Below are 24,619 nucleotides of genomic sequence, written 5' to 3'. Positions count from 1 at the left end.
GGGTTCAGTCAGGCCTTGAGGCCGCACAGTGTCATGCCGATGCTCCTGGCAGATCGACTTGTGCATCCAGCAGGCTCATGAACGCCCGCGCAGCGTTCGACAGCGTCCTTTCAGTGTGCACGATATAGCCTAGCTGGCGACTGAGTTGTATGCCCGGCAAAGCGATACTTGCCACCTGGTCATCGAGCATTGTGCGCGGCAGCACGCTCCAGGCCAGGCCAATGGAAACCATCATCTTGATGGTTTCCAGGTAGTTAGTGCTCATGGCGATGTTTGGCGTCAGGCCCTGGGCCTCGAACAAGCGGCTGACAATATGATGGGTAAAGGTATTGCCGCCGGGAAAGACCGCCGGGTGCCCGGCGATATCGGCCAGGTTGACCGGGCCGTTGCTGATCAGGCTGTGCTCCGGTGCCACCACGAAATCCAGTGGGTCGTCCCACACAGGAGTGGCGCGCACCAGGTTGTGGGGGGCGGGCGCCAGGGTGATCACCGCCACTTCGGCGCGACCGTGCAGAATTTCATCATAGGCGACCTCCGAATCGAGAAACTGGATGTCCAGTGCCACGTTCGGGTACGTGCGGGTGAACGTGCGCAATACCGGCGGCAGACGGTGCAGGCCGATATGGTGACTGGTGGCCAAGGTGAGGCGCCCGCTGACTTCGCCGGTGAGGTTGGTGAGGGCGCGGCGGGTGTCGTCCAGCACGTTGAGAATCTGATAAGCGCGCGGCAGCAGGGCGCGGCCGGCCTCGGTCAGGCCGACTTCACGGCCCAGGCGATCGAATAAACGCACCTTCAATTGCTGTTCCAGGCCGGCGATGCGCTTGCTGATGGCCGGTTGGGTCAGGTGCAGGCGTTCACCGGCGCCGGAGAAGCTACCGGTCTCGGCGATGGCAATAAAGGCATTGAGGTTGGCCAGGTCCATTGTTGTATTCCAGTTGGTAATCCAAAGCATAAAAAATATGAATTTGAGTTATTTAATGTAGCGCCATACCATCAGCCTCACAAGCCAAAGGGTTATTGAATGTCTCAAGACCCGGGGCATAGAAATACCGCTGATGAGGACCGACTGATGGCCGGCAAAACGCTTTACGACAAGCTTTGGGATTCCCATGAAGTGAAACGGCGCGACGATGGCTCGTCGCTGATCTATATCGACCGTCACATCATCCATGAAGTGACCTCGCCCCAAGCGTTCGAAGGCCTGCGGCTGGCCGGGCGCAAGCCCTGGCGCGTCGACTCCATCATCGCCACCCCGGACCACAACGTGCCGACCACCCCGGAACGCAAGGGCGGGATCGACGCCATTGTCGACACGGTGTCGCGTTTGCAGGTACAGACCCTCGACGATTACTGCGACGAATATGGCATCACCGAATTCAAGATGAATGACGTGCGTCAAGGGATCGTTCACGTGATTGGCCCGGAGCAGGGCGCCACCTTGCCCGGCATGACCGTGGTCTGCGGCGACTCCCACACCTCGACCCACGGTGCGTTCGGCGCCTTGGCCCATGGCATCGGCACCTCCGAGGTGGAACATGTGTTCGCCACCCAGTGCCTGGTCGCCAAAAAAATGAAGAACATGTTGGTGAAGGTCGAAGGCAAGTTGCCGTTCGGCGTCACCGCCAAGGACATCGTGCTCGCGGTGATCGGCAAGATCGGCACCGCCGGCGGTAACGGCCATGCCATCGAGTTCGCCGGCAGCGCCATTCGCGACCTGTCCATCGAAGGCCGCATGACCATTTGCAATATGTCCATCGAAGCCGGTGCCCGTGTCGGGATGGTGGCGGCGGACGAAAAAACCATCGAATACGTCAAAGGTCGTCCATTCGCCCCGAAAGGCGCTGATTGGGACGCGGCTGTCGAAGCCTGGAAAGACCTGGTCTCCGACGCCGATGCGGTGTTCGACACCGTGGTCGAGTTGGACGCTGCCCAGATCAAGCCGCAAGTCAGCTGGGGCACCTCGCCGGAAATGGTCCTGGCCGTCGACCAGAACGTGCCGGACCCGGCGCAGGAAGCCGACCTGGTCAAGCGTGGCTCCATCGAGCGTGCATTGAAGTACATGGGTTTGAAAGCCAACCAGGCGATCACCGACATTCAGTTGGATCGCGTGTTTATCGGCTCCTGCACCAACTCGCGGATCGAAGACCTGCGCGCTGCGGCGGTGATCGCCAAGGGCCGTAAAGTCGCCTCGACCATCAAGCAAGCCATCGTGGTGCCGGGGTCGGGCCTGGTCAAGGCGCAAGCCGAAGCGGAAGGCTTGGACAAGATCTTCCTCGACGCCGGTTTTGAATGGCGTGAGCCGGGCTGCTCGATGTGCCTGGCGATGAACCCGGACCGCCTGGAGTCCGGCGAGCATTGCGCGTCCACCTCCAACCGTAACTTTGAAGGGCGCCAGGGCGCCGGTGGTCGTACCCACCTGGTCAGCCCGGCCATGGCCGCCGCGGCTGCCGTCAACGGTCGTTTCATCGACGTTCGCGAATTGATCTGAGGAATACCCGATGAGAGCTTTTACCCAACACACAGGCCTTGTCGCGCCGTTGGACCGTGCCAACGTGGACACCGACCAGATCATCCCCAAGCAGTTCTTGAAGTCGATCAAGCGCACCGGTTTCGGCCCTAACCTGTTCGACGAGTGGCGCTACCTGGACGTGGGCTACGCCTACCAGGACAACTCCAAGCGCCCGTTGAACAAGGACTTCGTGCTCAACGCCGAGCGCTACCAGGGCGCCAGCGTGCTGCTGGCCCGCGAGAACTTCGGCTGCGGCTCCAGCCGTGAGCACGCGCCGTGGGCCCTCGAAGAATATGGCTTTCGCAGCATCATCGCGCCGAGCTATGCCGACATCTTCTTCAACAACAGCTTCAAGAACGGCCTGTTGCCGATCATCTTGAGCGATGCGGAAGTGGATGAGCTGTTCAAAGCGGTGGAAGCCGATGTGGGTTATCAGTTGACCATTGACCTGGCCGCGCAAACCGTGACCCGCCCGGACGGCAAGGTGTATCACTTTGAAGTCGATGCGTTCCGCAAGCACTGCCTGCTCAACGGCCTGGACGATATCGGCCTGACCTTGCAGGACGGCGATGCGATTGCGGCGTTTGAAGCCAAGCACCGGGCGAGCCAGCCATGGTTGTTTCGTGACGCCTGAATTGATGTAGGCAGGACCGGCCTCATCGGGGGCAAGCCCTCTCCCACATTTGGAATGCGTTCCCCTGTGGGAGGGGGCTTGCCCCCGATAGGGCCGGTACTAGCAACACAACCCTTGAAGGATGCCACCATGACCAACACCGCCCACACCCAAGTCGTGCAAAAACAATTCGGCGAACAAGCCTCTGCCTACCTGAGCAGTGCCGTGCACGCCCAAGGCACCGAATTCGCGTTGCTCCAGGCCGAACTGGCCGGGCAGGGCGCTGCGCGACTGCTGGACCTGGGTTGCGGTGCCGGTCACGTGAGTTTCCATGTGGCCCCGCTGGTCAAGGAAGTGGTGGCCTACGACCTGTCCCAGCAGATGCTCGACGTGGTGGCAGCCGCTGCCAAGGATCGTGGCCTGGGCAACATCACCACCGTGCACGGCGCTGCCGAGCGCCTGCCGTTCGCCGATGGCGAATTCGACTTCGTGTTCAGCCGCTATTCGGCGCACCATTGGAGCGACCTCGGCCTGGCCCTGCGCGAAGTCCGTCGGGTGCTCAAGCCGGGCGGCGTGGCGGCGTTTGTAGACGTCTTGTCACCGGGCAGCCCGCTGTTGGACACTTACCTGCAAACCGTCGAAGTGCTGCGCGATACCAGCCACGTGCGCGATTATTCCGCCGCCGAGTGGATGCGCCAGCTCAGCGAAGCCGGCTTGCATGTGCGCAACAGCAGTCGCCAGCGCCTGCGCCTGGAATACAGCTCATGGGTCGAGCGCATGCGCACGCCACCGGCCTTGCGTGCTGCGATCCTGCAACTGCAGCAGGCAATGGGCCAGGAAGTGCGCGATTACTACGAAATTCAGGCCGACGGCACCTTCAGCACCGACGTACTGGTGGTCTGGGCCGAACGCTGATTATTTTTCCCGACCTGCCCACGGGCGGGTCGCTTGATGAAATGAGGAACGCATGAGCAAGCAGATTCTGATTCTCCCTGGCGACGGTATTGGCCCGGAAATCATGGCCGAAGCGGTCAAGGTCCTGGAACTGGCCAACACCAAGTACAGCCTGGGCTTCGAATTGAGCCACGACGTGATCGGCGGCGCGGCCATCGACAAGCACGGCGTGCCTCTGGCCGATGAAACCCTGGACCGCGCCCGTGCGGCCGACGCTGTGCTGCTCGGCGCCGTGGGTGGCCCGAAATGGGACAAGATCGAGCGTGATATCCGCCCTGAGCGCGGCCTGCTGAAAATCCGTGCGCAACTGGGCCTGTTCGGCAACCTGCGCCCGGCGATTCTCTACCCGCAACTGGCCGACGCTTCCAGCCTCAAGCCGGAAGTGGTGGCGGGCCTGGATATCCTGATCGTGCGTGAGCTGACCGGCGGTATCTACTTCGGCTCGCCACGTGGCGTGCGTGAGTTGGAAAATGGTGAGCGTCAGGCCTACGACACCCTGCCGTACAGCGAGAGTGAAATCCGCCGTATCGCCCGTGTCGGTTTCGACATGGCCCGTGTGCGCGGCAAGAAAATTTGCTCGGTGGACAAGGCCAACGTCCTGGCGTCCAGCCAACTGTGGCGCGAAATCGTTGAAGAAGTGGCCAAGGACTACCCGGACGTTGAACTGAGCCACATGTACGTCGACAACGCCGCCATGCAACTGGTGCGCGCGCCGAAGCAGTTTGACGTGATCGTTACCGACAACCTGTTCGGCGACATCCTGTCCGACCAGGCCTCGATGCTCACCGGTTCCATCGGCATGCTGCCGTCGGCGTCCCTGGACACCCACAACAAGGGCATGTACGAGCCATGCCACGGGTCGGCACCGGACATCGCCGGCCAGGGTATCGCCAACCCGTTGGCGACCATTTTGTCGGTGTCGATGATGCTGCGCTACAGCTTCAACCAGGGCATTGCGGCGGACGCGATCGAGAAGGCGGTGAGCCTGGTGCTGGACCAAGGCCTGCGCACGGGCGACATCTGGTCGCAGGGTTGCACCAAAGTCGGTACGCAAGAAATGGGCGACGCAGTAGTCGCCGCGTTGCGGAATCTGTAATCTCTCGGGCCCGCTTGCAGTTGTTGCTGCAAGGCGGCCCACTTTTTAACAAGGTGTAGTTGCGATGAAACGTGTAGGTCTGATCGGTTGGCGCGGTATGGTCGGTTCCGTGCTCATGCAGCGGATGCTGGAAGAGCAGGATTTCGATCTTATCGAGCCGGTGTTTTTCACCACCTCGAACGTGGGTGGCCAAGGGCCGTCCGTGGGCAAGGATATTGCCCCGCTCAAGGACGCCTACAGCATTGACGAGCTCAAAACCCTCGACGTGATCCTGACCTGCCAGGGTGGCGACTACACCAGCGAAGTCTTCCCCAAGCTGCGCGACGCCGGCTGGCAGGGTTATTGGATCGACGCCGCGTCGAGCCTGCGCATGCAGGACGACGCCGTGATCATCCTTGACCCGGTCAACCGCAAGGTCATCGACCAGCAGTTGGACGCAGGTACCAAGAACTACGTCGGCGGCAACTGCACCGTCAGCCTGATGCTGATGGGCCTGGGCGGCTTGTTCGAAGCCGGCCTGGTCGAGTGGATGAGCGCCATGACGTATCAGGCAGCCTCCGGTGCCGGCGCGCAGAACATGCGTGAGCTGATCAAGCAGATGGGCGCGACCCACGCGGCGGTCGCCGATCAACTGGCCGATCCGGCCAGCGCGATCCTCGACATCGACCGCCGCGTGGCCGAAGCCATGCGCAGCGACGCGTACCCGACCGAGAACTTCGGCGTGCCGTTGGCTGGCAGCCTGATCCCGTGGATCGACAAAGAGCTGCCGAACGGCCAGAGCCGTGAAGAGTGGAAGGCCCAGGCCGAAACCAACAAGATCCTCGGCCGCTTCAAGAGCCCGATCCCGGTGGATGGCATCTGCGTACGCATCGGCGCCATGCGCTGCCACAGCCAGGCGCTGACCATCAAGCTGAACAAAGACGTGCCGATCGCCGATATCGAAGGGCTGATCAGCCAGCACAACCCTTGGGTCAAGCTGGTGCCGAACAACCGCGACATCAGCATGCAGGAGCTGAGCCCAACCAAGGTCACCGGCACCCTGAATGTACCGGTGGGCCGTCTGCGCAAGTTGAACATGGGTACCCAGTACCTGGGCGCGTTTACCGTCGGCGACCAACTGCTGTGGGGCGCGGCCGAGCCGCTGCGTCGCATGCTGCGGATCCTGCTGGAGCGTTGATCGCCTGAGGCAATACAAGAAACCCGCGACTGGTGACAGGCGCGGGTTTTTTGTTGTTCTTTCGGGCGCCATCGGGGGCAAGCCCCCTCCCACATTCGACCGAATTCCAACGTTGAAATGCTGTTCACTGTGGGAGGAGGCTTGCCCCCCGATAGCATCATCAGCCCCACCACCAGCCCCAGCTTAATTGCCTGCCCCCCCAAGCACCCGGTAAAGTGCCGCTCCCCCCGCAATGCCCGAGGCAGCCTCCATGACCCAGACCTTTGATATCGCCGTGATCGGCGCCACCGGCACCGTTGGCGAAACCCTGGTACAGATTCTCGAAGAGTTGAATTTCCCGGTCGGCGTCCTGCATCTGTTAGCGGGCAGCAATTCTGCCGGTGCGTCGGTGCCGTTTCGTGGCAAGAACGTGCGCGTGCGCGAAGTCGATGAGTTCGATTTCAGCAAGGCGCAACTGGCCTTCTTCGCGGCCGGTCCGGCGGCGACACTGAGCTTTGCGCCGCGTGCCACGGCGGCCGGATGTTCGGTGATCGACCTGTCGGGAGCCTTGCCCGCCGATCAGGCACCCCAGGTGGTGCCGGAGGCCAATGCCCACGTGCTCGAGGGTCTGAAAGCGCCATTCCAGCTGAGCAGCCCGAGCCCGTCCGCGACCAACCTCGCCGTCGTCCTGGCGCCGTTGCGCGGTTTGCTGGATATCCAGCGGGTCGCCGTCACCGCCAACCTGGCGGTCTCGGCCCAAGGCCGTGAAGCGGTCAGCGAACTGGCCCGGCAAACCGCCGAGCTGTTGAATGTGCGCCCGCTGGAGCCGCAGTTCTTTGATCGGCAGATGGCCTTCAACCTGCTGGCACAAGTCGGCAAGCCAGACGCCCAAGGTCATACGGCCTTGGAGAAACGTCTCGTACACGAACTGCGTGCCGTGCTGGAAACTCCTTTGCTAAAGATTTCCGCAACTTGCGTTCAAGCCCCGGTGTTTTTTGGCGATAGCCTGACTGTGTCCTTGCAATTGGGCGCGCCGGTCGACCTTGCCGCCGTTAACCGTGTGCTTGAAGCGGCACCGGGCATCGAGCTGGTGGAAGAGGGTGATTACCCGACTGCCGTGGGCGATGCGGTGGGTCAGGATGTGGTGTATGTAGGACGGGTTCGCGCCGGTGTGGACGATCCGGCGGAACTTAATTTGTGGCTGACGTCAGATAACGTACGCAAGGGCGCCGCCCTGAATGCCGTGCAACTGGCGCAGTTGTTGATAAAAGGCCTTGTGTAAAAGATACTTGGCGGCAATTTGTAGATTGATTCTAACCAGGCGCTATGCTTGGCCCCAAGCAGGAACAGAAGCGCGTCGGTGACCTATCGGCTCGCCATGCCTTATGGCAGCGGTTACCAACCTTCTCGCAGGCCGGGGAGTGTTCAAACAAAGGATGAGGCTATGGTTCAAGTTCGCAAACTGGTGTTAGCAATAGCGGCCGCCTCGGCGCTGTCCTCCGGTATGGCGCAGGCGCTGCAGCTGGGGGAGATGACCCTCAAGTCGAAGTTGAACCAGCCATTGTCGGTGGAAATCGAATTGCTCGATGTCGGCGGCCTCACAGCCTCCGAGATTACGCCGAGCCTGGCTTCATCCCAGGCGTTCGTGGATGCCGGCGTCGATCGCCAGGCATTCCTCAACGACCTGACGTTCACGCCGGTGATCAATCCCAACGGCCGCAGTGTGGTGCGTGTCACCTCCAGCAAGCCGCTGCCGGACTCCTATGTGCGCTTCCTGTTGCAGGTGCAATGGCCCAATGGTCGCCTCATGCGCGACTACAGCGTGCTGCTCGACCCGGCCAAGTTCGACCAGCAGGCGCCAGCCGCAGCCCCTACAGCCCCAGCAGCCCCCGCGCCGCGCCTGAGTGCGCCGGCCAATACGGCGCCCGCCGTGAGCAAGCCCGCCCAGCATACGACTACCTCCCACGACACCCTGTGGGAAATTGCCGAGAAGTACCACAATGGCGGTTCGGTACAGCAGACGATGCTGGCCATCCAGGCACTGAACCCCGACGCCTTTATCGACGGCAATATCAACCGCTTGAAAACCGGCAAGGTACTGCGCCTGCCGGACACGGTACAAAGCACGGCACTCGCGCAACCCAAGGCGATCGCCGAAGTGTCGGCGCAGAACCTCGCCTGGCGCCAGGGGCGCCGTACGGCGAGCAATCAAGCCGCGGGCAAGCAGCAACTGGATGCCACCAGGCGCACCCAGGCAGGCAATGCGCCGTCGAGCACCAATGCCAAGGACAACTTGAGCCTGGTCTCGGCCGATGCGAAGAAGGGCGCCAAGGGCAAGGCGGGCGATAGCCAGGCCCTGAGCGACAAACTGGCGATGACCCAGGAACAACTGGACACCACCCGTCGCGACAACGAAGAACTGAAAAGCCGTGCTGCCGACCTGCAGAGCCAGTTGGACAAGCTGCAAAAGCTGATCCAGCTGAAAAATGATCAATTGGCCAGGCTGCAGGCGGATAAATCGGCTGCCCCGGCGACGGCGGCGATGCCTGCTCAGTTGGCGGTTGACCCGGCCGCCGCGGCGGCAGCACCGGCAGCACCGGCTGCAACGCCGGCCGCTCCGGCCCCTGCCGAGCCTTCGCCCGCCCCCATCAAGGCGGATGCCGCCCCGACCACTGCCGAAGGCAAATTCAACGACCTGCTGACCAACCCGATAGTCCTGGGGGTGATCGGCGGCGCCGCTGGCTTGTTGGTGTTGTTGCTCCTGTTGCTGTGGGCACGCCATCGCAACGCGCGCCGCGAAGAGGAAAAGCACCTGCGCATGGCGCGGGCCCTGGCCGAAGAGCCGGAATTCACCTCGAATATCGATCAAGACCTGCCGCCGGACAGCTTCGAGGGCCTTGAGGTCACGCCGCCGAACGTCAAGCTGGCGGCGGCTCCTGCGCCGGCTCCCGCTCCCGCTGCGGTCGTGGTGCCGAGCGTGGCGTCGGTGCTGTCGCCGCTGGCGGTTGCGGTCGCACCCGAGCACTCGTCCGATGCCTTGGCACAGGCCCAGTCCCATATCGACCGTGGCCACCTGAACCAGGCCGCCGATGTTCTGGAGCAGGCGATCAAGCACGAACCCAAGCGCAGCGACCTGCGTTTGAAGCTGATGGAAGTCTACGGCCTGCAAAGTGACAAGGACGGTTTCGTGACCCAGGAGCGCCAACTGGTGGCCAATGGTGAAAACCATGCCCAGGTCGAGCAGCTCAAGTCGCGCTTCCCGGCCATGGCCGTGTTGGCGGCGGGTGTAAGCGCTGCGGTAGCCGCTGCCGCGCTGGACGCTCAATACGTCAAGGACCTGCTGGAAGACAAGCCCGCGCCAACGCCCGCGCCAGCGCCGGTAGCTGAAGCCGATGCGCTCGACACTGACTTCGACCTCAGCCTGGATGACCTGGAAGCGGCCTCGCCAGCGAACCTGGAAGACGAATTGAGTTTCGAGTCGGTCCTGCAGCAGCAGACAGAAGCCAAGGCAAGCCAGGACGACTTGTCGGATTTTGACCTGGACCTGCAACTCGATGCGCCGTCTGCGCTGTCTGATGATGACTTCCTCTCCGGTCTTGAGGAGCAGATGAAGGATGCGCCGGCGGTCGAACCGCCGACACTGACGCCGGCCGCGTTGGACGACTTCGATCTGCCGGAAGACTTTGACCTGTCCCTGGCCGATGAGCCAGAGGCTCCGGCGACGGCCAAGCCTGATGGCTTCGCTTCCGAACTGAATGATGTCAATGCCGAGCTCGACCGCCTGTCCCAGAGCTTGGAGAACCCGCCGATCGAGCCTTCCTTCACGGCTGAAGATGCAGCGTTGGGTGACGATGAGCCGGAGTTCGATTTCCTTTCCGGGACCAATGAGGTCGCCACCAAGCTCGACCTGGCCCAGGCTTATATCGACATGGGGGATGCTGATGGCGCGCGGGATATCCTCTCCGAAGTGCTGACCGAAGGCGATGATGTCCAGCGCAGCGAAGCCAAGGAAATGCTCGGCAAAATCTGAAGTTCGACGCACGTCCAGTGTGGGAGGGGTCAATCCCTAACAAAAGCGCACGCCATGCAGCCGCCGCATTTATAATGGCCGCCTTTGCGCAACTCATCAGGCTCTCAGTTCTTGGCAAATATAGATAACGCGGCCGCCGAAATGGCGGCCGCAGGCTTTTACCGGATCGCCCTGGGCGTGGAATACAAAGGTTCGCGCTACCGCGGCTGGCAGCGCCAGGCCTCGGGTGTGCTGACGGTGCAGGAAACCTTGGAGAACGCGCTGTCGAAAGTCGCCGACTCACCGGTCTCGCTGATGTGCGCCGGGCGCACCGATGCGGGCGTACACGCGTGTGGCCAGGTGGTGCACTTCGACACTCAGGCTGAGCGTTCGATGAAGGCGTGGGTCATGGGCGCCAATATCAATTTGCCCCATGATGTCAGCGTCAGCTGGGCCAAGGTCATGCCCGCGCATTTTCATGCGCGCTTCAAGGCCATCGCCCGGCGCTATCGCTATGTGATCTACAACGACCAGATCCGTCCGGCGCACCTCAACGAAGAAATTACCTGGAACCACCGTCCGCTGGATGCCGAGCGCATGGCCGAAGCAGCGCAGCACTTGGTCGGTGTCCACGATTTCAGTGCGTTCCGCGCCGGTCAGTGCCAGGCCAAGTCGCCGATCAAGGAAGTCCACCACCTGCGGGTAACCCGCCATGGCAAGATGATTGTGCTGGATATCCGCGCGGGGGCGTTCCTGCACCATATGGTGCGCAATATCGCCGGCGTACTGATGACCATCGGCACCGGCGAGCGGCCGGTTGAGTGGGCCAAGGAAGTGCTGGAAAGCCGCATTCGCCGTACCGGCGGCGTCACGGCCCATCCGTTCGGCCTGTACCTGGTGGATGTGGAGTACCGCGACGAGTTCGAGCTGCCGCAGCGTTTCATCGGACCACACTTCCTCACAGGTTTCAGCGAACTTGGCGGCTGACGCCCGGAAAAGCTTTTGTTACCATCCGGGACTTTCTCGGTTTCCCCCTGAGGTTTCTACAATATGTCTGCCGTTCGCAGCAAGATTTGCGGGATTACCCGCATAGAAGACGCGCTGGCGGCCGTCGAGGCGGGGGCGGATGCCATTGGCTTGGTGTTTTATGCCAGGAGCCCACGGGCGGTGAATGTGTTGCAGGCGCGGGCTATCATCGCCGCGTTGCCGCCGTTCGTGACCACTGTCGGCTTGTTCGTCAACGCCAGCCGCTGCGAACTCAACGAAACCCTGGATGCCGTACCGCTGGACATGCTGCAGTTCCACGGCGACGAAACCCCTGATGAATGCGAAAGCTATCAACGCCCATATATCAAGGCGTTGCGGGTCAAGGCCGGTGACGATATCGCAGGTGCCTGTGCTGCTTATACTGGTGCACGCGGGATTTTGCTGGACACCTATGTCGAGGGGGTACCTGGCGGCACGGGCGAAGCGTTCGACTGGGCGCTGATTCCCGAGGGGCTGAGCAAGCCGATCATCCTGGCGGGTGGGCTCAATCCCGCGAATGTCGGGGCGGCGATCGCGCAGGTTCGCCCGTATGCCGTGGATGTCAGCGGTGGCGTAGAGCAGGGCAAGGGCATCAAGGACCACAGCAAGATTCGCGCATTCATGCAGGCCGTGCGCAACAGCAGGGAGGCGATGTGACGGCGGGCAGTCTGCCGCCGTCCATAGTGACCACTGTGTAAAACAGCCCGGTGCCGCCTGCGGGAGGCCCGGAAATGAAGTGGCGACCGTGCATTGGCCGGTTGTCTGGAAGGCTGAGGATGCATGCGGGAAATGGCTGGTCGAACGCCTGACCCCGTCCAGCATGTGTCATCGCCACATATGAATTTAGCTCAAGGGCATACGCGGGGCTGTGTTCAAGCCACCGGTACTGGAGAAAGAAAGCATGAGCAACTGGTTAGTAGACAAACTGATCCCTTCGATCATGCGTTCCGAGGTGAAAAAAAGCTCGGTTCCTGAAGGTCTGTGGCACAAGTGCCCATCCTGCGACGCGGTGCTGTACCGCCCGGAGCTGGAAAAGACCCTGGACGTTTGCCCCAAGTGCAACCATCACATGCGTATTGGCGCCCGCGCCCGCATCGACATCTTCCTCGACGCCGATGGCCGTAACGAGCTGGGTGCTGACCTTGAACCGGTTGACCGCCTCAAGTTCCGCGACGGCAAGAAGTACAAGGACCGTTTGACCGCTGCGCAGAAGCAGACCGGTGAGAAGGATGCGCTGATTTCCGTCAGCGGCAAGCTGCTGGGCATGCCGGTGGTGGTGTCTGCGTTTGAATTTTCCTTCATGGGCGGCTCCATGGGTGCCATCGTCGGTGAGCGTTTTGTACGTGCCGCCAACTACGCCCTGGAAAACCGTTGCCCGATGATCTGCTTCGCCGCCTCCGGTGGTGCGCGTATGCAGGAAGCGTTGATCTCCTTGATGCAAATGGCCAAGACCTCCGCGGTATTGGCGCGTCTGCGCGAAGAAGGTATTCCGTTCATCTCCGTACTGACTGATCCGGTCTACGGCGGCGTTTCCGCCAGCCTGGCGATGCTGGGGGATGTGATCGTTGGCGAGCCAAAAGCCCTGATCGGCTTTGCCGGGCCGCGAGTGATCGAGCAGACCGTTCGCGAAAAACTGCCCGAAGGCTTCCAGCGCAGCGAGTTCTTGCTGGAGCACGGCGCGATCGACCTGATCATCCCGCGCGGTGAGCTGCGTCCACGCCTGGGTAGCCTGCTGGCGCAGATGATGGGCCTGCCGACGCCGGTCTACGTTGCTCCGAAGGTTGAGCCGATGGTCGTGCCGCCGGTGCCAGCAAACCTATGACCCAACGTACCCTGGGCGAATGGCTCGCCTACCTGGAGCAGTTGCATCCGTCCGCCATCGACATGGGCCTGGAGCGCTCGCAACAGGTAGCGGCCCGCCTTGGGTTGGGCCGCCCGGCACCGCGCGTGATCACGGTGACCGGCACCAACGGCAAGGGCTCTACTTGTGCCTTTGTCGCGGCGCTGCTGCAAGCTCAAGGGCTGAAAGTGGGCGTCTATAATTCCCCGCACCTGCTGCGTTACAACGAGCGGGTGCAACTCAATGGCGTCGAAGCCACTGACCAGCAACTCTGCGAAGCCTTCGCGGCCCTCGATGCAGGGCGTGGCGAGATCTCCCTGACCTACTTCGAAATGGGCACCCTGGCGGCGTTCTGGCTGTTCGAGCGTGCGCAACTGGACGTGGTTGTGCTGGAAGTCGGGCTGGGCGGGCGTCTGGACACGGTCAACGTGGTGGATGCCGACTTGGCGCTGGTCACCAGCATCGGTGTCGATCATGCCGATTACCTGGGTAATACCCGCGAGTCCGTGGCCTATGAAAAGGCCGGGATCTTTCGCCGGGGCAAGCCAGCGCTGTGCGGCGACCTGGATCCGCCTCATACCTTGCTCGACAAGGTGCGCGAGCTGGATTGTCCGTTCTTCCTGCGCGGGCATGAATTCAATCTTGAGATTGGCGCTGAGCATTGGCAGTGGCGCGGGCGTGATGCGCGTGGCCAAGTGGTCGAACTGCATGATTTGCCGCTGCTGAACCTGCCGATGGAAAATGCGGCGCTCGCGCTGCAAGCCTACCTGCTGCTGGACTTGCCATGGGACGCCGAGCAGATTGCCGCGACGTTGTTGGCGACCCGGGTGGTCGGGCGCCTGGACCGCCGGGTGTTCAACTGGGCAGGCAAGCGCCTGAACCTGCTGCTGGACGTGGGTCATAACCCGCATGCGGCCCAATACCTGGCGCAGCGCCTGTCGCGCACGCCGCCGGTGGGTCGTCGTCTGGCAGTCTTCGGTTTGTTGGCCGACAAGGACCTGGATGGCGTGGTTTCACCCTTGTTGGGCAGTGTCCAGGCATGGGCGGTGGCGCCGCTGGATACGCCGCGCAGCCGTCCGGCCGCCGAACTGGTAGTGGCCTTGCAGAACCTTGGCGCGTCCGTGACGTCTTATGCAAGCGTTACCGCTGCCCTTGAGGCCCAGTGTGCGGTAGCAACGGCCGAGGATGAAATTCTGTTGTTCGGATCATTTTATTGTGTTGCCGAGGCGCTTGAGTGGTTGGCCCGGCGCTCCACGGAGGAAGCTGCACATGGCATTACTGGATAGCGCATACAAGCAGCGAATGGTCGGAGCCTTGGTGCTGGTGGCATTGGCGGTGATTTTCCTGCCGATGCTCTTCTCCCGCCAGGATGAACAGCGCCAGGTTGTCGTGGACGTGCCCGCAGCGCCCCAGGCTTCGGCCGTGCCGCAGGTGCAGGTTGAGCCGGTGGTGGTGCCGGAGCCGCAGGCATTGCCTGAGGAGGAGCCGGTGCCGACCGATGATGAAGTGGCCGCCCAGCAAGCGCCTTCGATGCCGGTGCAGCCAAGTGTGCCGGTGGTCAAACCGACACCGGCTCCGGCTGTCGCCGCGAAGCCTGTTACGCCAGCCGCGGCGCCCAAGCCGGTCGCAACGCAACCGGCTGCACCGGGCAAGCCGGATGTGGGCCAGAGCCGTATCGACCCTAATGGCCTGCCGATCAGTTGGTCGATTCAGGTCGCTAGCCTTGGCAGTCGCGACGGCGCCGACGTCTTGCAGAAAAAACTGCGTAGCCAGGGGTATAACGCCTATATCCGCAGTGCCGATGGCAAGAATCGGGTGTTTATCGGGCCGCTGATCGAGCGCGCCGAGGCGGACCGCCTGCGGGATTTGCTGGATCGCCAGCAGAACCTGAAGGGTTTCGTCACCCGTTTCCAGCCAGAGCGCGGCTAAGTTCGCCTCGCGTTCAGCCTGGAATGCAGTCAAATGTGGGAGGGGGCTTGCTCCCGATAGCGATGGGTCAGTATCCGATGTGCTGACTGACCCACCGCCATCGGGAGCAAGCCCCCTCCCGCTTTGCTTTTGTGCGGGACTTGAAATGCGCTCAACTCGCCACAAACTATTGATTTGCAAAGCACCCGCAATCACAGCTTACCGATAGCCCGGAGCTCTGCTAAAATGCGCCGCCTCATCCGTCCGTAGGCTCAAACGTGCCATTTACCTGGGTTGATTGGGCGATTGTTGCAATCGTCGCCATCTCCGCTTTGATCAGTCTAAGCCGCGGCTTCGTCAAAGAAGCACTGTCGCTGCTGACCTGGATCATCGCAGGAGTCGTCGCCTGGATGTTCGGCGGTTCGCTGTCGGTCTACCTGAGCGGATACATCGAGACACCCTCGGCTCGCGTCATCGCGGGCTGCGCCATCATGTTCATCGCCACGCTGCTGGTGGGGGCAATGGTCAATTATCTTATTGGCGAGTTGATACGTGTCACCGGCCTCTCCGGGACCGATCGATTTCTCGGCATGGCCTTTGGCGCCGCGCGTGGCGCGTTGCTGGTGGTCGTGGCGGTCGGGCTGTTGAGCCTGGGGCCGGTACAGCAGGATGCATGGTGGCAGGAGTCGGTACTCGTGCCAAAATTTCTATTGGTTGCAGATTGGTCCAAGAACCTCATTCTGGGGTGGAGCAGTCAGTGGCTGGCCAGCGGAATCAGCGTACCCGCTGATCTTCCGTTCAAGGAACACCTCTTGCCGGCCAAAACGCCTCAGTAAGCAGTGTTCAGTCAAGATTCATTAAGTAGGGGTTGCGTCGCATGTGTGGCATCGTCGGTATCGTCGGTAAGTCGAACGTCAATCAGGCGCTGTATGACGCGCTAACCGTCCTCCAGCACCGCGGCCAGGACGCTGCCGGTATTGTGACCAGCCACGACGGCCGGTTATTCCTGCGCAAGGACAATGGGTTGGTACGTGACGTGTTCCATCAGCGTCACATGCAGCGCCTCGTCGGGCACATGGGCATTGGCCATGTGCGTTACCCGACTGCCGGTAGCTCGACCTCGGCCGAAGCTCAACCGTTCTACGTCAACTCGCCTTACGGCATCACCCTGGCGCACAACGGTAACCTGACCAACGTTGAACAACTGGCCAAGGAGATTTACGAATCTGACCTGCGCCACGTCAACACCAGTTCCGACTCGGAAGTGCTGCTCAACGTGTTCGCCCACGAGCTGGCCCAGCGCGGCAAGCTGCAACCGACCGAAGAAGATGTGTTCGCCGCCGTGACCGACGTGCACAACCGTTGCGTCGGTGGTTACGCGGTGGTGGCCATGGTCACCGGCTATGGCATCGTGGGTTTCCGCGACCCGCATGGCATCCGCCCGATCGTGTTCGGCCAGCGTCACACCGACGAAGGCGTCGAGTACATGATTGCCTCCGAAAGCGTGTCCCTGGACGTGCTGGGCTTCACCCTGATCCGTGACCTGGCGCCGGGCGAAGCGGTGTACATCACCGAAGATGGCAAGCTGCATACCCGTCAGTGCGCTGTCGCGCCGAAACTCACCCCGTGCATCTTCGAACACGTCTACCTGGCGCGTCCGGATTCGATCATCGACGGCGTCTCGGTCTACAAGGCGCGCCTGCGCATGGGCGAGAAGCTGGCCGAGAAGATCCTGCGCGAGCGTCCTGAGCACGATATCGACGTGGTGATCCCTATTCCGGACACCAGTCGTACCGCCGCGCTGGAGCTGGCCAACCACCTGGGCGTCAAGTTCCGCGAAGGCTTCGTCAAGAACCGCTACATCGGCCGCACCTTCATCATGCCTGGCCAGGCGGCGCGCAAGAAGTCGGTACGCCAGAAGCTCAACGCCATTGAGCTGGAGTTTCGCGGCAAGAACGTGATGCTGGTGGACGACTCCATCGTGCGGGGTACCACGTGCAAGCAGATCATCCAGATGGCCCGTGAAGCCGGTGCGAAGAACGTGTACTTCTGTTCCGCAGCGCCTGCCGTGCGCTACCCGAACGTATACGGCATCGACATGCCGAGCGCTCACGAACTGATCGCCCACAACCGTACGACCCAGGACGTCGCTGACCTGATTGGCGCCGACTGGTTGATCTACCAGGACCTGTCGGACCTGATCGAAGCGGTTGGCGGTGGCAAGATCAAGATCGACCAGTTCGACTGCGCCGTGTTCGACGGCAAGTACGTGACCGGGGATGTTGACGAGGCCTATCTGAACAAGATCGAGCAGGCGCGTAACGACTCGTCGAAGATCAAGACCCAGGCGGTCAGCGCGATCATCGACCTGTACAACAACTGAGTAGACACCGGCCCTGAGGGGCCGGTTTTGTATCTTAAATAAAGAATTGAGTAAGGAGTCGCAGCATGAGTCAGGAATGGGATGCCGGTCGGTTGGACAGCGACCTCGATGGCGTAGCTTTCGATACCCTGGCAGTGCGCGCTGGCCAGCACCGCACCCCCGAAGGTGAGCACGGTGACCCGATGTTCTTCACTTCCAGCTACGTGTTCCGCACTGCTGCCGACGCCGCCGCGCGTTTTGCCGGTGAAGTACCGGGCAATGTCTATTCGCGTTATACCAATCCGACTGTGCGAGCGTTCGAAGAGCGTATTGCTGCGCTGGAAGGTGCTGAGCAGGCGGTAGCCACGGCTACCGGCATGGCGGCGATCCTGGCGGTGGTGATGAGCCTGTGCAGCGCCGGCGACCACGTGTTGGTGTCGCGCAGCGTGTTCGGTTCGACCATCAGCCTGTTCGAGAAGTATTTCAAGCGCTTCGGTATCGAAGTGGACTACGTGCCCCTGGCGGACCTCTCGGGCTGGGATGCGGCGATCAAGGCCAACACCAAGTTGCTGTTCGTCGAGTCGCCGTCCAATCCGTTGGCCGAGTTGGTGGATATCGCCGCGCTGTCCGAAGTGGCCCACGCCAAAGGCGCGATGCTGGTGGTCGACAACTGCTTCTGCACGCCTGCCTTGCAGCAGCCGCTGAAGTTGGGCGCGGACATTGTGGTGCACTCGGCGACCAAGTTTATCGACGGCCAGGGTCGTTGCATGGGCGGTGTTGTTGCCGGTCGCAGCGAGCAGATGAAGGAAGTGGTGGGTTTCTTGCGCACTGCCGGTCCGACCCTGAGCCCGTTCAACGCCTGGATCTTCCTCAAGGGGTTGGAAACCCTCAGCCTGCGGATGAAGGCCCATTGTGCCAACGCCCAGGCCCTGGCCGAATGGCTGGAGCAGCAGGATGGTATCGAGAAGGTTCACTACGCCGGTCTCAAGAGCCATCCACAACATGAGTTGGCCCAGCGCCAGCAGCGCGGTTTTGGCGCCGTGGTGAGTTTTGAAGTGAAGGGCGGCAAAGAGGGCGCCTGGCGCTTTATCGATGCGACGCGCCTGATCTCCATCACCGCCAACCTCGGTGATAGCAAGACCACGATTACCCACCCGAGCACCACCTCCCACGGCCGTCTTGCGCCACAAGAGCGTGAAGCGGCGGGTATTCGTGACAGCCTGATCCGCATTGCGGTGGGCCTGGAAGACGTGGCTGACTTGCAGGCTGACCTGGCTCGTGGGCTGGCGGCCTTGTGATCGAGTGGTCCATGGAGGCTGCAACAGCCAGTAACGGGCGTGTCGCCTTGGTGACGGGCGCTGCACGGGGCATTGGCCTGGGGATTGCGGCGTGGTTGATCAGCGAAGGCTGGCAGGTGGTATTGACCGACCTGGACCGCGAGCGCGGGTCCAAGGTGTCCGGGGTGCTGGGCGACAACGCCTGGTTTATTACCATGGACGTGGCTGACGAAAAGCAGGTCGCCCAGGGCGTGGCCGAAGTGCTCGGGCAATTCGGGCGCCTGGACGCGCTGGTCTGCAACGCAGCAGTGGCCGACCCGCGCAATATCACCTTGGAAAGCCTCGACCTGGCCTACTGGAATCGCGTGCTGGCGGTGAACCTCAGCGGGCCGATGCTGCTGGCCAAGCACTGTGCGCCTTACCTGCGTGCCCATGGGGGAGCCATCGTCAACCTGGCGTCGACCCGCGCTCGTCAGTCGGAGCCAGACACCGAAGCCTACGCCGCGAGCAAGGGCGGCCTGTTGGCGCTCACGCACGCCCTGGCGATGAGCCTTGGGCCGGAAGTGCGGGTCAATGCGGTCAGCCCTGGCTGGATCGATGCGCGTGACCCCGCTGCGCGACGTGCAGAACCACTGACCGAAGCCGATCATGCCCAGCATCCGGCGGGGAGGGTTGGCACGGTGGAGGATGTGGCTGCGATGGTGGCATGGCTGCTGTCGCGTCAGGCCGGGTTTGTCACGGGGCAAGAGTTTGTGGTGGACGGTGGCATGAGCAAGAAGATGATTTACAGCGAGTAGGGCGGTTAGCGCTCTTGAAGCAATTTTGTCTTTTTCAGAAAAACTTCAAGCGGGCTATTGACTTAGGTCCTCTACCTGCGTAAATTTCGCGGCCTCAACGAAGCAAAGGGTGATTAGCTCAGCTGGGAGAGCATCTGCCTTACAAGCAGAGGGTCGGCGGTTCGATCCCGTCATCACCCACCACTTCTTGAGAGTTTTGCCTTCGGGCAAGACGCAACGTTAAAGGTTGCACCGACGCGCAGCGGTAGTTCAGTCGGTTAGAATACCGGCCTGTCACGCCGGGGGTCGCGGGTTCGAGTCCCGTCCGCTGCGCCATATTTTCCAGGCCTGACTTGTCGGGCTTGAGATTGAACAGCCAAGGCTGATTGATCAGATGTTTAAAGACGGTTGAGGCATCACGCGCAGCCGGTCAAGCGATACGCAGCGGTAGTTCAGTCGGTTAGAATACCGGCCTGTCACGCCGGGGGTCGCGGGTTCGAGTCCCGTCCGCTGCGCCATATCTGCATCAAGGCCCACTGAACGCCTTGAAGCACAAAGAAAGCCACTGGCTACTTTGATCCGATAGCAAAGACCCTGGTCGAAAGACCGGGGTTTTTTGTGTCTGCAATTTGGTGCTGGTCAATGCGCCCGCCCAAGCCATCGCAACGCGATGGCGGCTGGCTTGCCTGCGATAGCAACGACTGGGTCTCATCATGAGCCCGCATTGTCACATCCCAGGCAAACTTTCCAATCAGAACCCCAGCTTGTCTCGCAGCCCGTAATACCAAGCCCCCATCGCCGCAAACGGCGTGCGCAGCAGTTGCCCGCCCGGGAACGGGTAGTGCGGCAGGTCGGCAAACGCATCAAAGCGCTCGGCCTGGCCTCTGAGTGCCTCGGCCAATACCTTGCCCGCCAGGTGTGTGTACGTCACGCCGTGGCCACTGCAACCCTGGGAGTAATAGATGTTGTCGCCCAGGCGGCCGACTTGCGGCAAGCGCGACAGGGTCAGCAGGAAGTTGCCGGTCCAGGCGTAGTCGATCTTCACGTCCTTGAGCTGAGGGAAGGCTTTGAGCATTTTCGGGCGGATGATCGCTTCGATATTTGCCGGGTCGCGCGCGCCATACACTACGCCACCGCCGAAGATCAGTCGTTTGTCACGGGTGAGTCGGTAGTAGTCGAGCAGGTAGTTGCAGTCCTCGACGCAGTAATCCTGCGGCAATAGCGATTGGGCCAGTTCATCCCCGAGTGGTGCGGTTGTGATCACCTGAGTGCCGCAGGGCATCGACTTGGCTGCTAACTCCGGCACCAGGTTGCCCAGGTAGGCATTGCCCGCCACGATGATGAACTTGGCCCTGACCTTGCCTTCGGTCGTGTGCACCACCGGGTTGGCGCCGCGCTCAATGCGTACAGCTGCTGACTGCTCATAGATCGTGCCACCGAGAGACTCCACGGCCGCCGCTTCACCCAGCGCCAGGTTGAGTGGGTGGATATGCCCGCCGCTCATGTCCAGCAGGCCGCCGACATAGTTGTCACAGGCTACTACTTCGCGGATACGGCGCTCGTCGAGCAGCTCCAGTTGTGTGTGGCCATAACGTTCCCAGAGGCGCTTCTGCGATTCCAAGTGGCCCATGTGCTTGCTGTTGAGTGCGGCGAAGACGCCGCCGTCCTTCAAGTCGCACTGGATCTGATACTTGGCCACCCGCTCGCGAATGATCCGGCCGCCTTCAAACGCCATGTCCCCCAGCAATTGCGCCTGCTTGGGCCCGACGCTGCGTTCGATCACATCGATATCGCGGCTGTAGCTGTTGACGATCTGCCCGCCATTGCGGCCCGACGCGCCAAAGCCGACCTTGGCGGCTTCCAGCACCGTCACGCGAAAACCGTTTTCCAGTAGAAACAGTGCGCTGGACAAGCCGGTATAGCCGGCACCAATCACGCACACATCGGTTTCCACTTCGCCTTGCAGTACCGGACGCGGAGGGACCGCGTTGGCGGACGCAGCGTAATACGACTGGGGGTAGGGGGTGTTCGCCATCCTGGAACCTCTGTTTTATATTTTTTACGAGTGCCCCGATCCTACCTGAGTTGAAAATTGCCTGCCAGCCACCCGAAAAATGCAAATGCACCAGCCGCAAATAAAAAATTCGCATATTCATAGGGTTAGCTGCAAAAAAGATGTTGACACCCCTCCGAAATTCCGTAGAATGCCGCCTCACAGCAGGCACGTAGCTCAGTTGGTTAGAGCACCACCTTGACATGGTGGGGGTCGTTGGTTCGAGTCCAATCGCGCCTACCAAACAAAATCCGCTCTGCTGGGCGGTCTAGAAGGGCTCACCGAAAGGTGGGCCCTTTTTGTTGTCTGGAATTTGGGCACGGCATCGCCTGGCCACTGACGCGGCTCGCTTTGAAAAGTGAGGGCGGATCGATCAGCAGAAAAGCTGAGCCACCGCGAGCAGGCAGATGATCTGGGCTATCATCTGGCAGCGTATTTCACCATTCGTTGTCGCCATACCCATTTGCCCGGCGTACATGTTGGCTACCTCTTTGTCGGCAATCATGCCGTAAACGATGCGCAGGAATGCGCACCGTATTGGTTGAGTATAGTTTCGGATTGGGATTCTTCACTGTCTAGTCTCAGGCCAGCTCTGATACAGGGCTGTCTTGAGGGGGCGCGATCGCAGGGCCAACCGAGAGGTTGGCCCTTTTTTGCAGGGTTGACGCCATACTGGGCACTGTTTGAATTCAACCGGGGAGGCAGCGATGGAGCAGTTAATGGAAGTGTCGTTCGACGTGACGGCACAGGAGCGTGAGGCAATCCTCAAACCGTTGAGGGCGTATAACCTCAGTCATACCGGCGATATGGCGTTCGAAACCGTAGGGATTTTGCTGCGGGATCCTGTCACTGAAGAGGTGGTCGGTGGGCTGTATGGGAAGATTTCATACGGATGGTTGTTCATTGAGTTGTTGAGTGTTCCCGATCAGTTACGCACCCAAGGTACTGGCTCCCGCCTGATGCGCGCCGCTGAAGAGTTGGCCAGGCAGCATGGCTGCACCGGGATCTGGCTGGATACCTTCAGTTTCCAGGCGCCCGGGTTTTATCGAAAGCTGGGGTTCACTGAGTTCGGGCATATTGCCGATTATCCACCGGGACACCAACGCCACTTTTTCCAGAAACGTCTGGCCTGAATCCTGCCAGGGCGCCGGTTCACCTGGCGCCCATTACCCACAAAATTTATTGGTTTACAGCAACAACTTTTCTTGTTGGACACCCCCGCCCCAAGCGGCAAAGATGCCGCCACCGACGCTCGACCTTCCAGGTCAACAATAAAAAACCGAGCCGACTGCACGCCACTTTCTTGCTGTGAACCCTTTGTTCACATCCTGCTGTAATGGCGCCGCAGCGCGCACTTAAGGACCTCACCGCCATGCAAACTGTTGTGAATCTATGGCCGTTGATCGGCGTACTCGTCATCGTGGTTGGCTTTGTCTTGCGCTTCAATCCCCTGTTGGTGGTCACCGCCGCCGCTATCGCCACCGGGCTCGCTGCCCATTTCCCGCTGGAGAAAATCCTCGCCACCATGGGCGATGGTTTCCTTCAGACCCGCGCCCTGCAATTGATTCTGTTGCTGCCATTGGCTGTCATCGGGCTGTTGGAGCGCCATGGCTTGCGCCTGCATGCACAGAACTGGATCGCTCGTTTCGAACGCGCCACGGTCGGGCGTTTGTTGATCATCTACCTGTTTGTGCGTGAGTCGACCGCTGCCATGGGGCTGACCAGCCTTGGTGGGCATCCGCAGATGGTGCGCCCGCTGCTCGCGCCGATGGCCGAAGGTGCGGCGGAAAAGCGCTTTGGCAAATTGCCGGACAAACTGCGTCACAAGGTGCTGGCCATGTGCGCGGCGACCGATAACGTCGGGCTGTTTTTCGGTGAGGACATCTTTGTCGCCTTTGGCGCAATCGCGCTGATGCACACCTTCTTGCTTGGTTCGGGGATAGATGTGGAACCGCTGCACATCGCGGTATGGGGCATTCCCACGGCGATTTGCGCCTTTATCATCCACGCGATTCGGTTGCATCGATTTGATCGACGGTTGACGCGGGAAATGACCGCCGTCGCCACGCCAGTGGAGGCCGCCCAATGATCATTTCCATTCAATACCTGTATTGGCTCGCCGGTGTGTTGCTGTTGATCACTGCCGGCATGATCCTGCTGGATCGTAGCCACCCGAAGCCTGGTCCAGCACCCTGTTTTGGTTGCTGTTCGCTATTCCGTTTCTGGTGGGCGAGCGCCTGCCGTCGGTGGTGATCGGGGCGGGTGTGGTGGTGATGGCGTTGATCGCAGGGTTGGGCGGGGTTGGCCGTGGCGCCCATGCCGAATTGCACGACAAGGCTTCCCGCGCGAGTGCCGGCCGACTGGGCCACAAGTTGTTTATCCCGGCGCTGGCCATTCCGCTGACGACGGTGATTGGTTCGGTGTTGCTCAAGCACACCGAGATCGGCGGCGTACCGCTGCTGGACCCGAAGAACACCACCTTTGTGTCCCTCGGTATCGGCTGCCTGATCGCCCTCGGCCTGGCCTGCTGGTTGACTCGCGACACCCCGGTGCAAGCCTTGCGCGAATCCCGCCGCCTGACCGAAGCCCTTGGCTGGGCGATGGTGCTCCCGCAAATGTTGGCGATGCTCGGGCTGCTGTTCAATGAAGCCGGAGTGGGCACGGCCGTCGCCCACGTCACCACCACCTACATCAACCTGGATTACAAGTTGGTGGCAGTGATGGTTTATGTGCTGGGCATGGCCTTGTTTACGGTGATCATGGGCAACGGCTTTGCGGCTTTCCCGGTGATGACGGGTGGCGTCGGTGTGCCAGTGCTGGTGGGTATCTACGGTGGCAACCCGGCGGTGATGGCGGCGATCGGCATGTTTTCCGGCTACTGCGGTACGCTGATGACGCCGATGGCGGCCAACTTCAATATCGTCCCGGCCGCCTTGTTGGAGCTACCGGACAAAAACGCGGTGATCAAGGCGCAGTTGCCGACCGCGTTGATGATGCTGGTGGTCAATATTGTCCTGCTTTACCTGTTGATGTGAGGCCA

Annotated in this window: 20 protein-coding genes, 4 tRNA genes and 1 pseudogene; 23 read left to right on the top strand and 2 right to left on the bottom strand. The window is 61.3% G+C overall.

The features are described from left to right. Positions 1-31: 31 nt before the first annotated feature. Positions 32-922: a LysR family transcriptional regulator gene (locus tag AB7933_RS23035; protein WP_024076510.1), complete on the bottom strand. Its 891-nt coding sequence runs from the start codon at positions 920-922 to the stop codon at positions 32-34. Between the two features lie 147 nt (positions 923-1,069). On the opposite strand from AB7933_RS23035, the gene leuC reads away from it, so the two are divergent. The 19 genes from leuC (at position 1,070) to AB7933_RS22940 (ending at position 20,044) form a co-directional block, all read left to right on the top strand. Continuing rightward, entirely contained in the window at positions 1,070-2,488 is a 1,419-nt protein-coding gene (gene leuC / locus AB7933_RS23030; protein ID WP_024076509.1) for a 3-isopropylmalate dehydratase large subunit, read from the top strand. Between the two features lie 10 nt (positions 2,489-2,498). Further along, positions 2,499-3,143 (top strand): 3-isopropylmalate dehydratase small subunit, encoded by a 645-nt coding sequence (leuD, locus tag AB7933_RS23025; RefSeq protein WP_024076508.1) that lies wholly within the window; start codon positions 2,499-2,501, stop codon positions 3,141-3,143. A gap of 129 nt (positions 3,144-3,272) precedes the next feature. Next, positions 3,273-4,037 carry a class I SAM-dependent methyltransferase gene (locus AB7933_RS23020; protein WP_024076507.1) on the top strand — a complete coding sequence of 255 codons (765 nt, stop codon included), beginning with the start codon at positions 3,273-3,275 and terminating at the stop codon, positions 4,035-4,037. A 52-nt stretch (positions 4,038-4,089) separates the two neighbouring features. Further along, entirely contained in the window at positions 4,090-5,172 is a 1,083-nt protein-coding gene (gene leuB / locus AB7933_RS23015; protein WP_024076506.1) for a 3-isopropylmalate dehydrogenase, read from the top strand. A 64-nt stretch (positions 5,173-5,236) separates the two neighbouring features. Further along, positions 5,237-6,349 (top strand): aspartate-semialdehyde dehydrogenase, encoded by a 1,113-nt coding sequence (gene asd / locus AB7933_RS23010; protein WP_024076505.1) that lies wholly within the window; start codon positions 5,237-5,239, stop codon positions 6,347-6,349. A 250-nt stretch (positions 6,350-6,599) separates the two neighbouring features. Beyond that, positions 6,600-7,610, top strand: coding sequence for an aspartate-semialdehyde dehydrogenase (locus AB7933_RS23005; protein ID WP_024076504.1), 1,011 nt, complete (start codon positions 6,600-6,602; stop codon positions 7,608-7,610). Positions 7,611-7,772: 162 nt separating this feature from the next. After that, the gene (locus AB7933_RS23000; RefSeq protein ID WP_024076503.1) at positions 7,773-10,358 is read left to right on the top strand and encodes a FimV/HubP family polar landmark protein; all 2,586 of its coding nucleotides are present in this window, start codon (positions 7,773-7,775) and stop codon (positions 10,356-10,358) included. A gap of 141 nt (positions 10,359-10,499) precedes the next feature. Continuing rightward, entirely contained in the window at positions 10,500-11,324 is an 825-nt protein-coding gene (gene truA, locus AB7933_RS22995) for a tRNA pseudouridine(38-40) synthase TruA (protein WP_041160982.1), read from the top strand. A gap of 63 nt (positions 11,325-11,387) precedes the next feature. Continuing rightward, positions 11,388-12,020 carry a phosphoribosylanthranilate isomerase gene (locus AB7933_RS22990; protein ID WP_024076501.1) on the top strand — a complete coding sequence of 211 codons (633 nt, stop codon included), beginning with the start codon at positions 11,388-11,390 and terminating at the stop codon, positions 12,018-12,020. A gap of 244 nt (positions 12,021-12,264) precedes the next feature. Further along, positions 12,265-13,185 carry an acetyl-CoA carboxylase, carboxyltransferase subunit beta gene (gene accD, locus AB7933_RS22985; protein WP_024076500.1) on the top strand — a complete coding sequence of 307 codons (921 nt, stop codon included), beginning with the start codon at positions 12,265-12,267 and terminating at the stop codon, positions 13,183-13,185. Further along, positions 13,182-14,489, top strand: coding sequence for a bifunctional tetrahydrofolate synthase/dihydrofolate synthase (folC, locus tag AB7933_RS22980; protein ID WP_024076499.1), 1,308 nt, complete (start codon positions 13,182-13,184; stop codon positions 14,487-14,489). The genes accD and folC overlap by 4 nt, the downstream gene beginning before the upstream one ends. Further along, a complete protein-coding gene (locus AB7933_RS22975) occupies positions 14,473-15,132 on the top strand; it encodes an SPOR domain-containing protein (RefSeq protein ID WP_024076498.1) in 660 nt (219 codons plus the stop codon). The genes folC and AB7933_RS22975 overlap by 17 nt, the downstream gene beginning before the upstream one ends. A 257-nt stretch (positions 15,133-15,389) precedes the next feature. After that, entirely contained in the window at positions 15,390-15,947 is a 558-nt protein-coding gene (locus tag AB7933_RS22970; RefSeq protein ID WP_024076497.1) for a CvpA family protein, read from the top strand. 41 nt (positions 15,948-15,988) lie between these two features. Continuing rightward, positions 15,989-17,494: an amidophosphoribosyltransferase gene (purF, locus tag AB7933_RS22965; RefSeq protein WP_024076496.1), complete on the top strand. Its 1,506-nt coding sequence runs from the start codon at positions 15,989-15,991 to the stop codon at positions 17,492-17,494. 65 nt (positions 17,495-17,559) lie between these two features. After that, a complete protein-coding gene (locus tag AB7933_RS22960; protein ID WP_010566994.1) occupies positions 17,560-18,771 on the top strand; it encodes an O-succinylhomoserine sulfhydrylase in 1,212 nt (403 codons plus the stop codon). 11 nt (positions 18,772-18,782) lie between these two features. Further along, positions 18,783-19,547 carry an SDR family oxidoreductase gene (locus AB7933_RS22955; RefSeq protein WP_051448900.1) on the top strand — a complete coding sequence of 255 codons (765 nt, stop codon included), beginning with the start codon at positions 18,783-18,785 and terminating at the stop codon, positions 19,545-19,547. Positions 19,548-19,654: 107 nt separating this feature from the next. Further along, positions 19,655-19,730 (top strand) — tRNA-Val (locus AB7933_RS22950). A 55-nt stretch (positions 19,731-19,785) separates the two neighbouring features. Next, positions 19,786-19,862: transfer RNA gene (locus AB7933_RS22945), tRNA-Asp, on the top strand. A gap of 105 nt (positions 19,863-19,967) precedes the next feature. Beyond that, positions 19,968-20,044 (top strand) — tRNA-Asp (locus AB7933_RS22940). 233 nt (positions 20,045-20,277) lie between these two features. Here the strand turns inward: AB7933_RS22940 and AB7933_RS22935 are convergent. Beyond that, complete coding sequence (locus AB7933_RS22935) at positions 20,278-21,561, bottom strand: NAD(P)/FAD-dependent oxidoreductase (protein ID WP_024076494.1); 1,284 nt, start codon at positions 21,559-21,561, stop codon at positions 20,278-20,280. Between the two features lie 184 nt (positions 21,562-21,745). On the opposite strand from AB7933_RS22935, the gene AB7933_RS22930 reads away from it, so the two are divergent. From AB7933_RS22930 to AB7933_RS22915, 4 genes and pseudogenes are all read left to right on the top strand, one after another. Next, a tRNA-Val gene (locus AB7933_RS22930) sits at positions 21,746-21,822 on the top strand. A gap of 464 nt (positions 21,823-22,286) precedes the next feature. After that, a complete protein-coding gene (locus tag AB7933_RS22925; RefSeq protein WP_024076492.1) occupies positions 22,287-22,712 on the top strand; it encodes a GNAT family N-acetyltransferase in 426 nt (141 codons plus the stop codon). 239 nt (positions 22,713-22,951) lie between these two features. Further along, complete coding sequence (locus AB7933_RS22920; RefSeq protein ID WP_024076491.1) at positions 22,952-23,668, top strand: DUF969 domain-containing protein; 717 nt, start codon at positions 22,952-22,954, stop codon at positions 23,666-23,668. Then, positions 23,665-24,614, top strand: a pseudogene (locus AB7933_RS22915) (DUF979 domain-containing protein). Before AB7933_RS22920 ends, AB7933_RS22915 begins: the two are co-directional and overlap by 4 nt. Positions 24,615-24,619: the final 5 nt, after the last annotated feature.

The sequence above is a fragment of the Pseudomonas gorinensis genome, assembly GCF_042015035.1.
Classification (GTDB): Bacteria; Pseudomonadota; Gammaproteobacteria; order Pseudomonadales; family Pseudomonadaceae; genus Aquipseudomonas; species Aquipseudomonas gorinensis.
The sequence above is the reverse complement of the archived record's forward strand: the minus strand, read 5'-3'. Positions and strand labels throughout refer to the sequence as shown.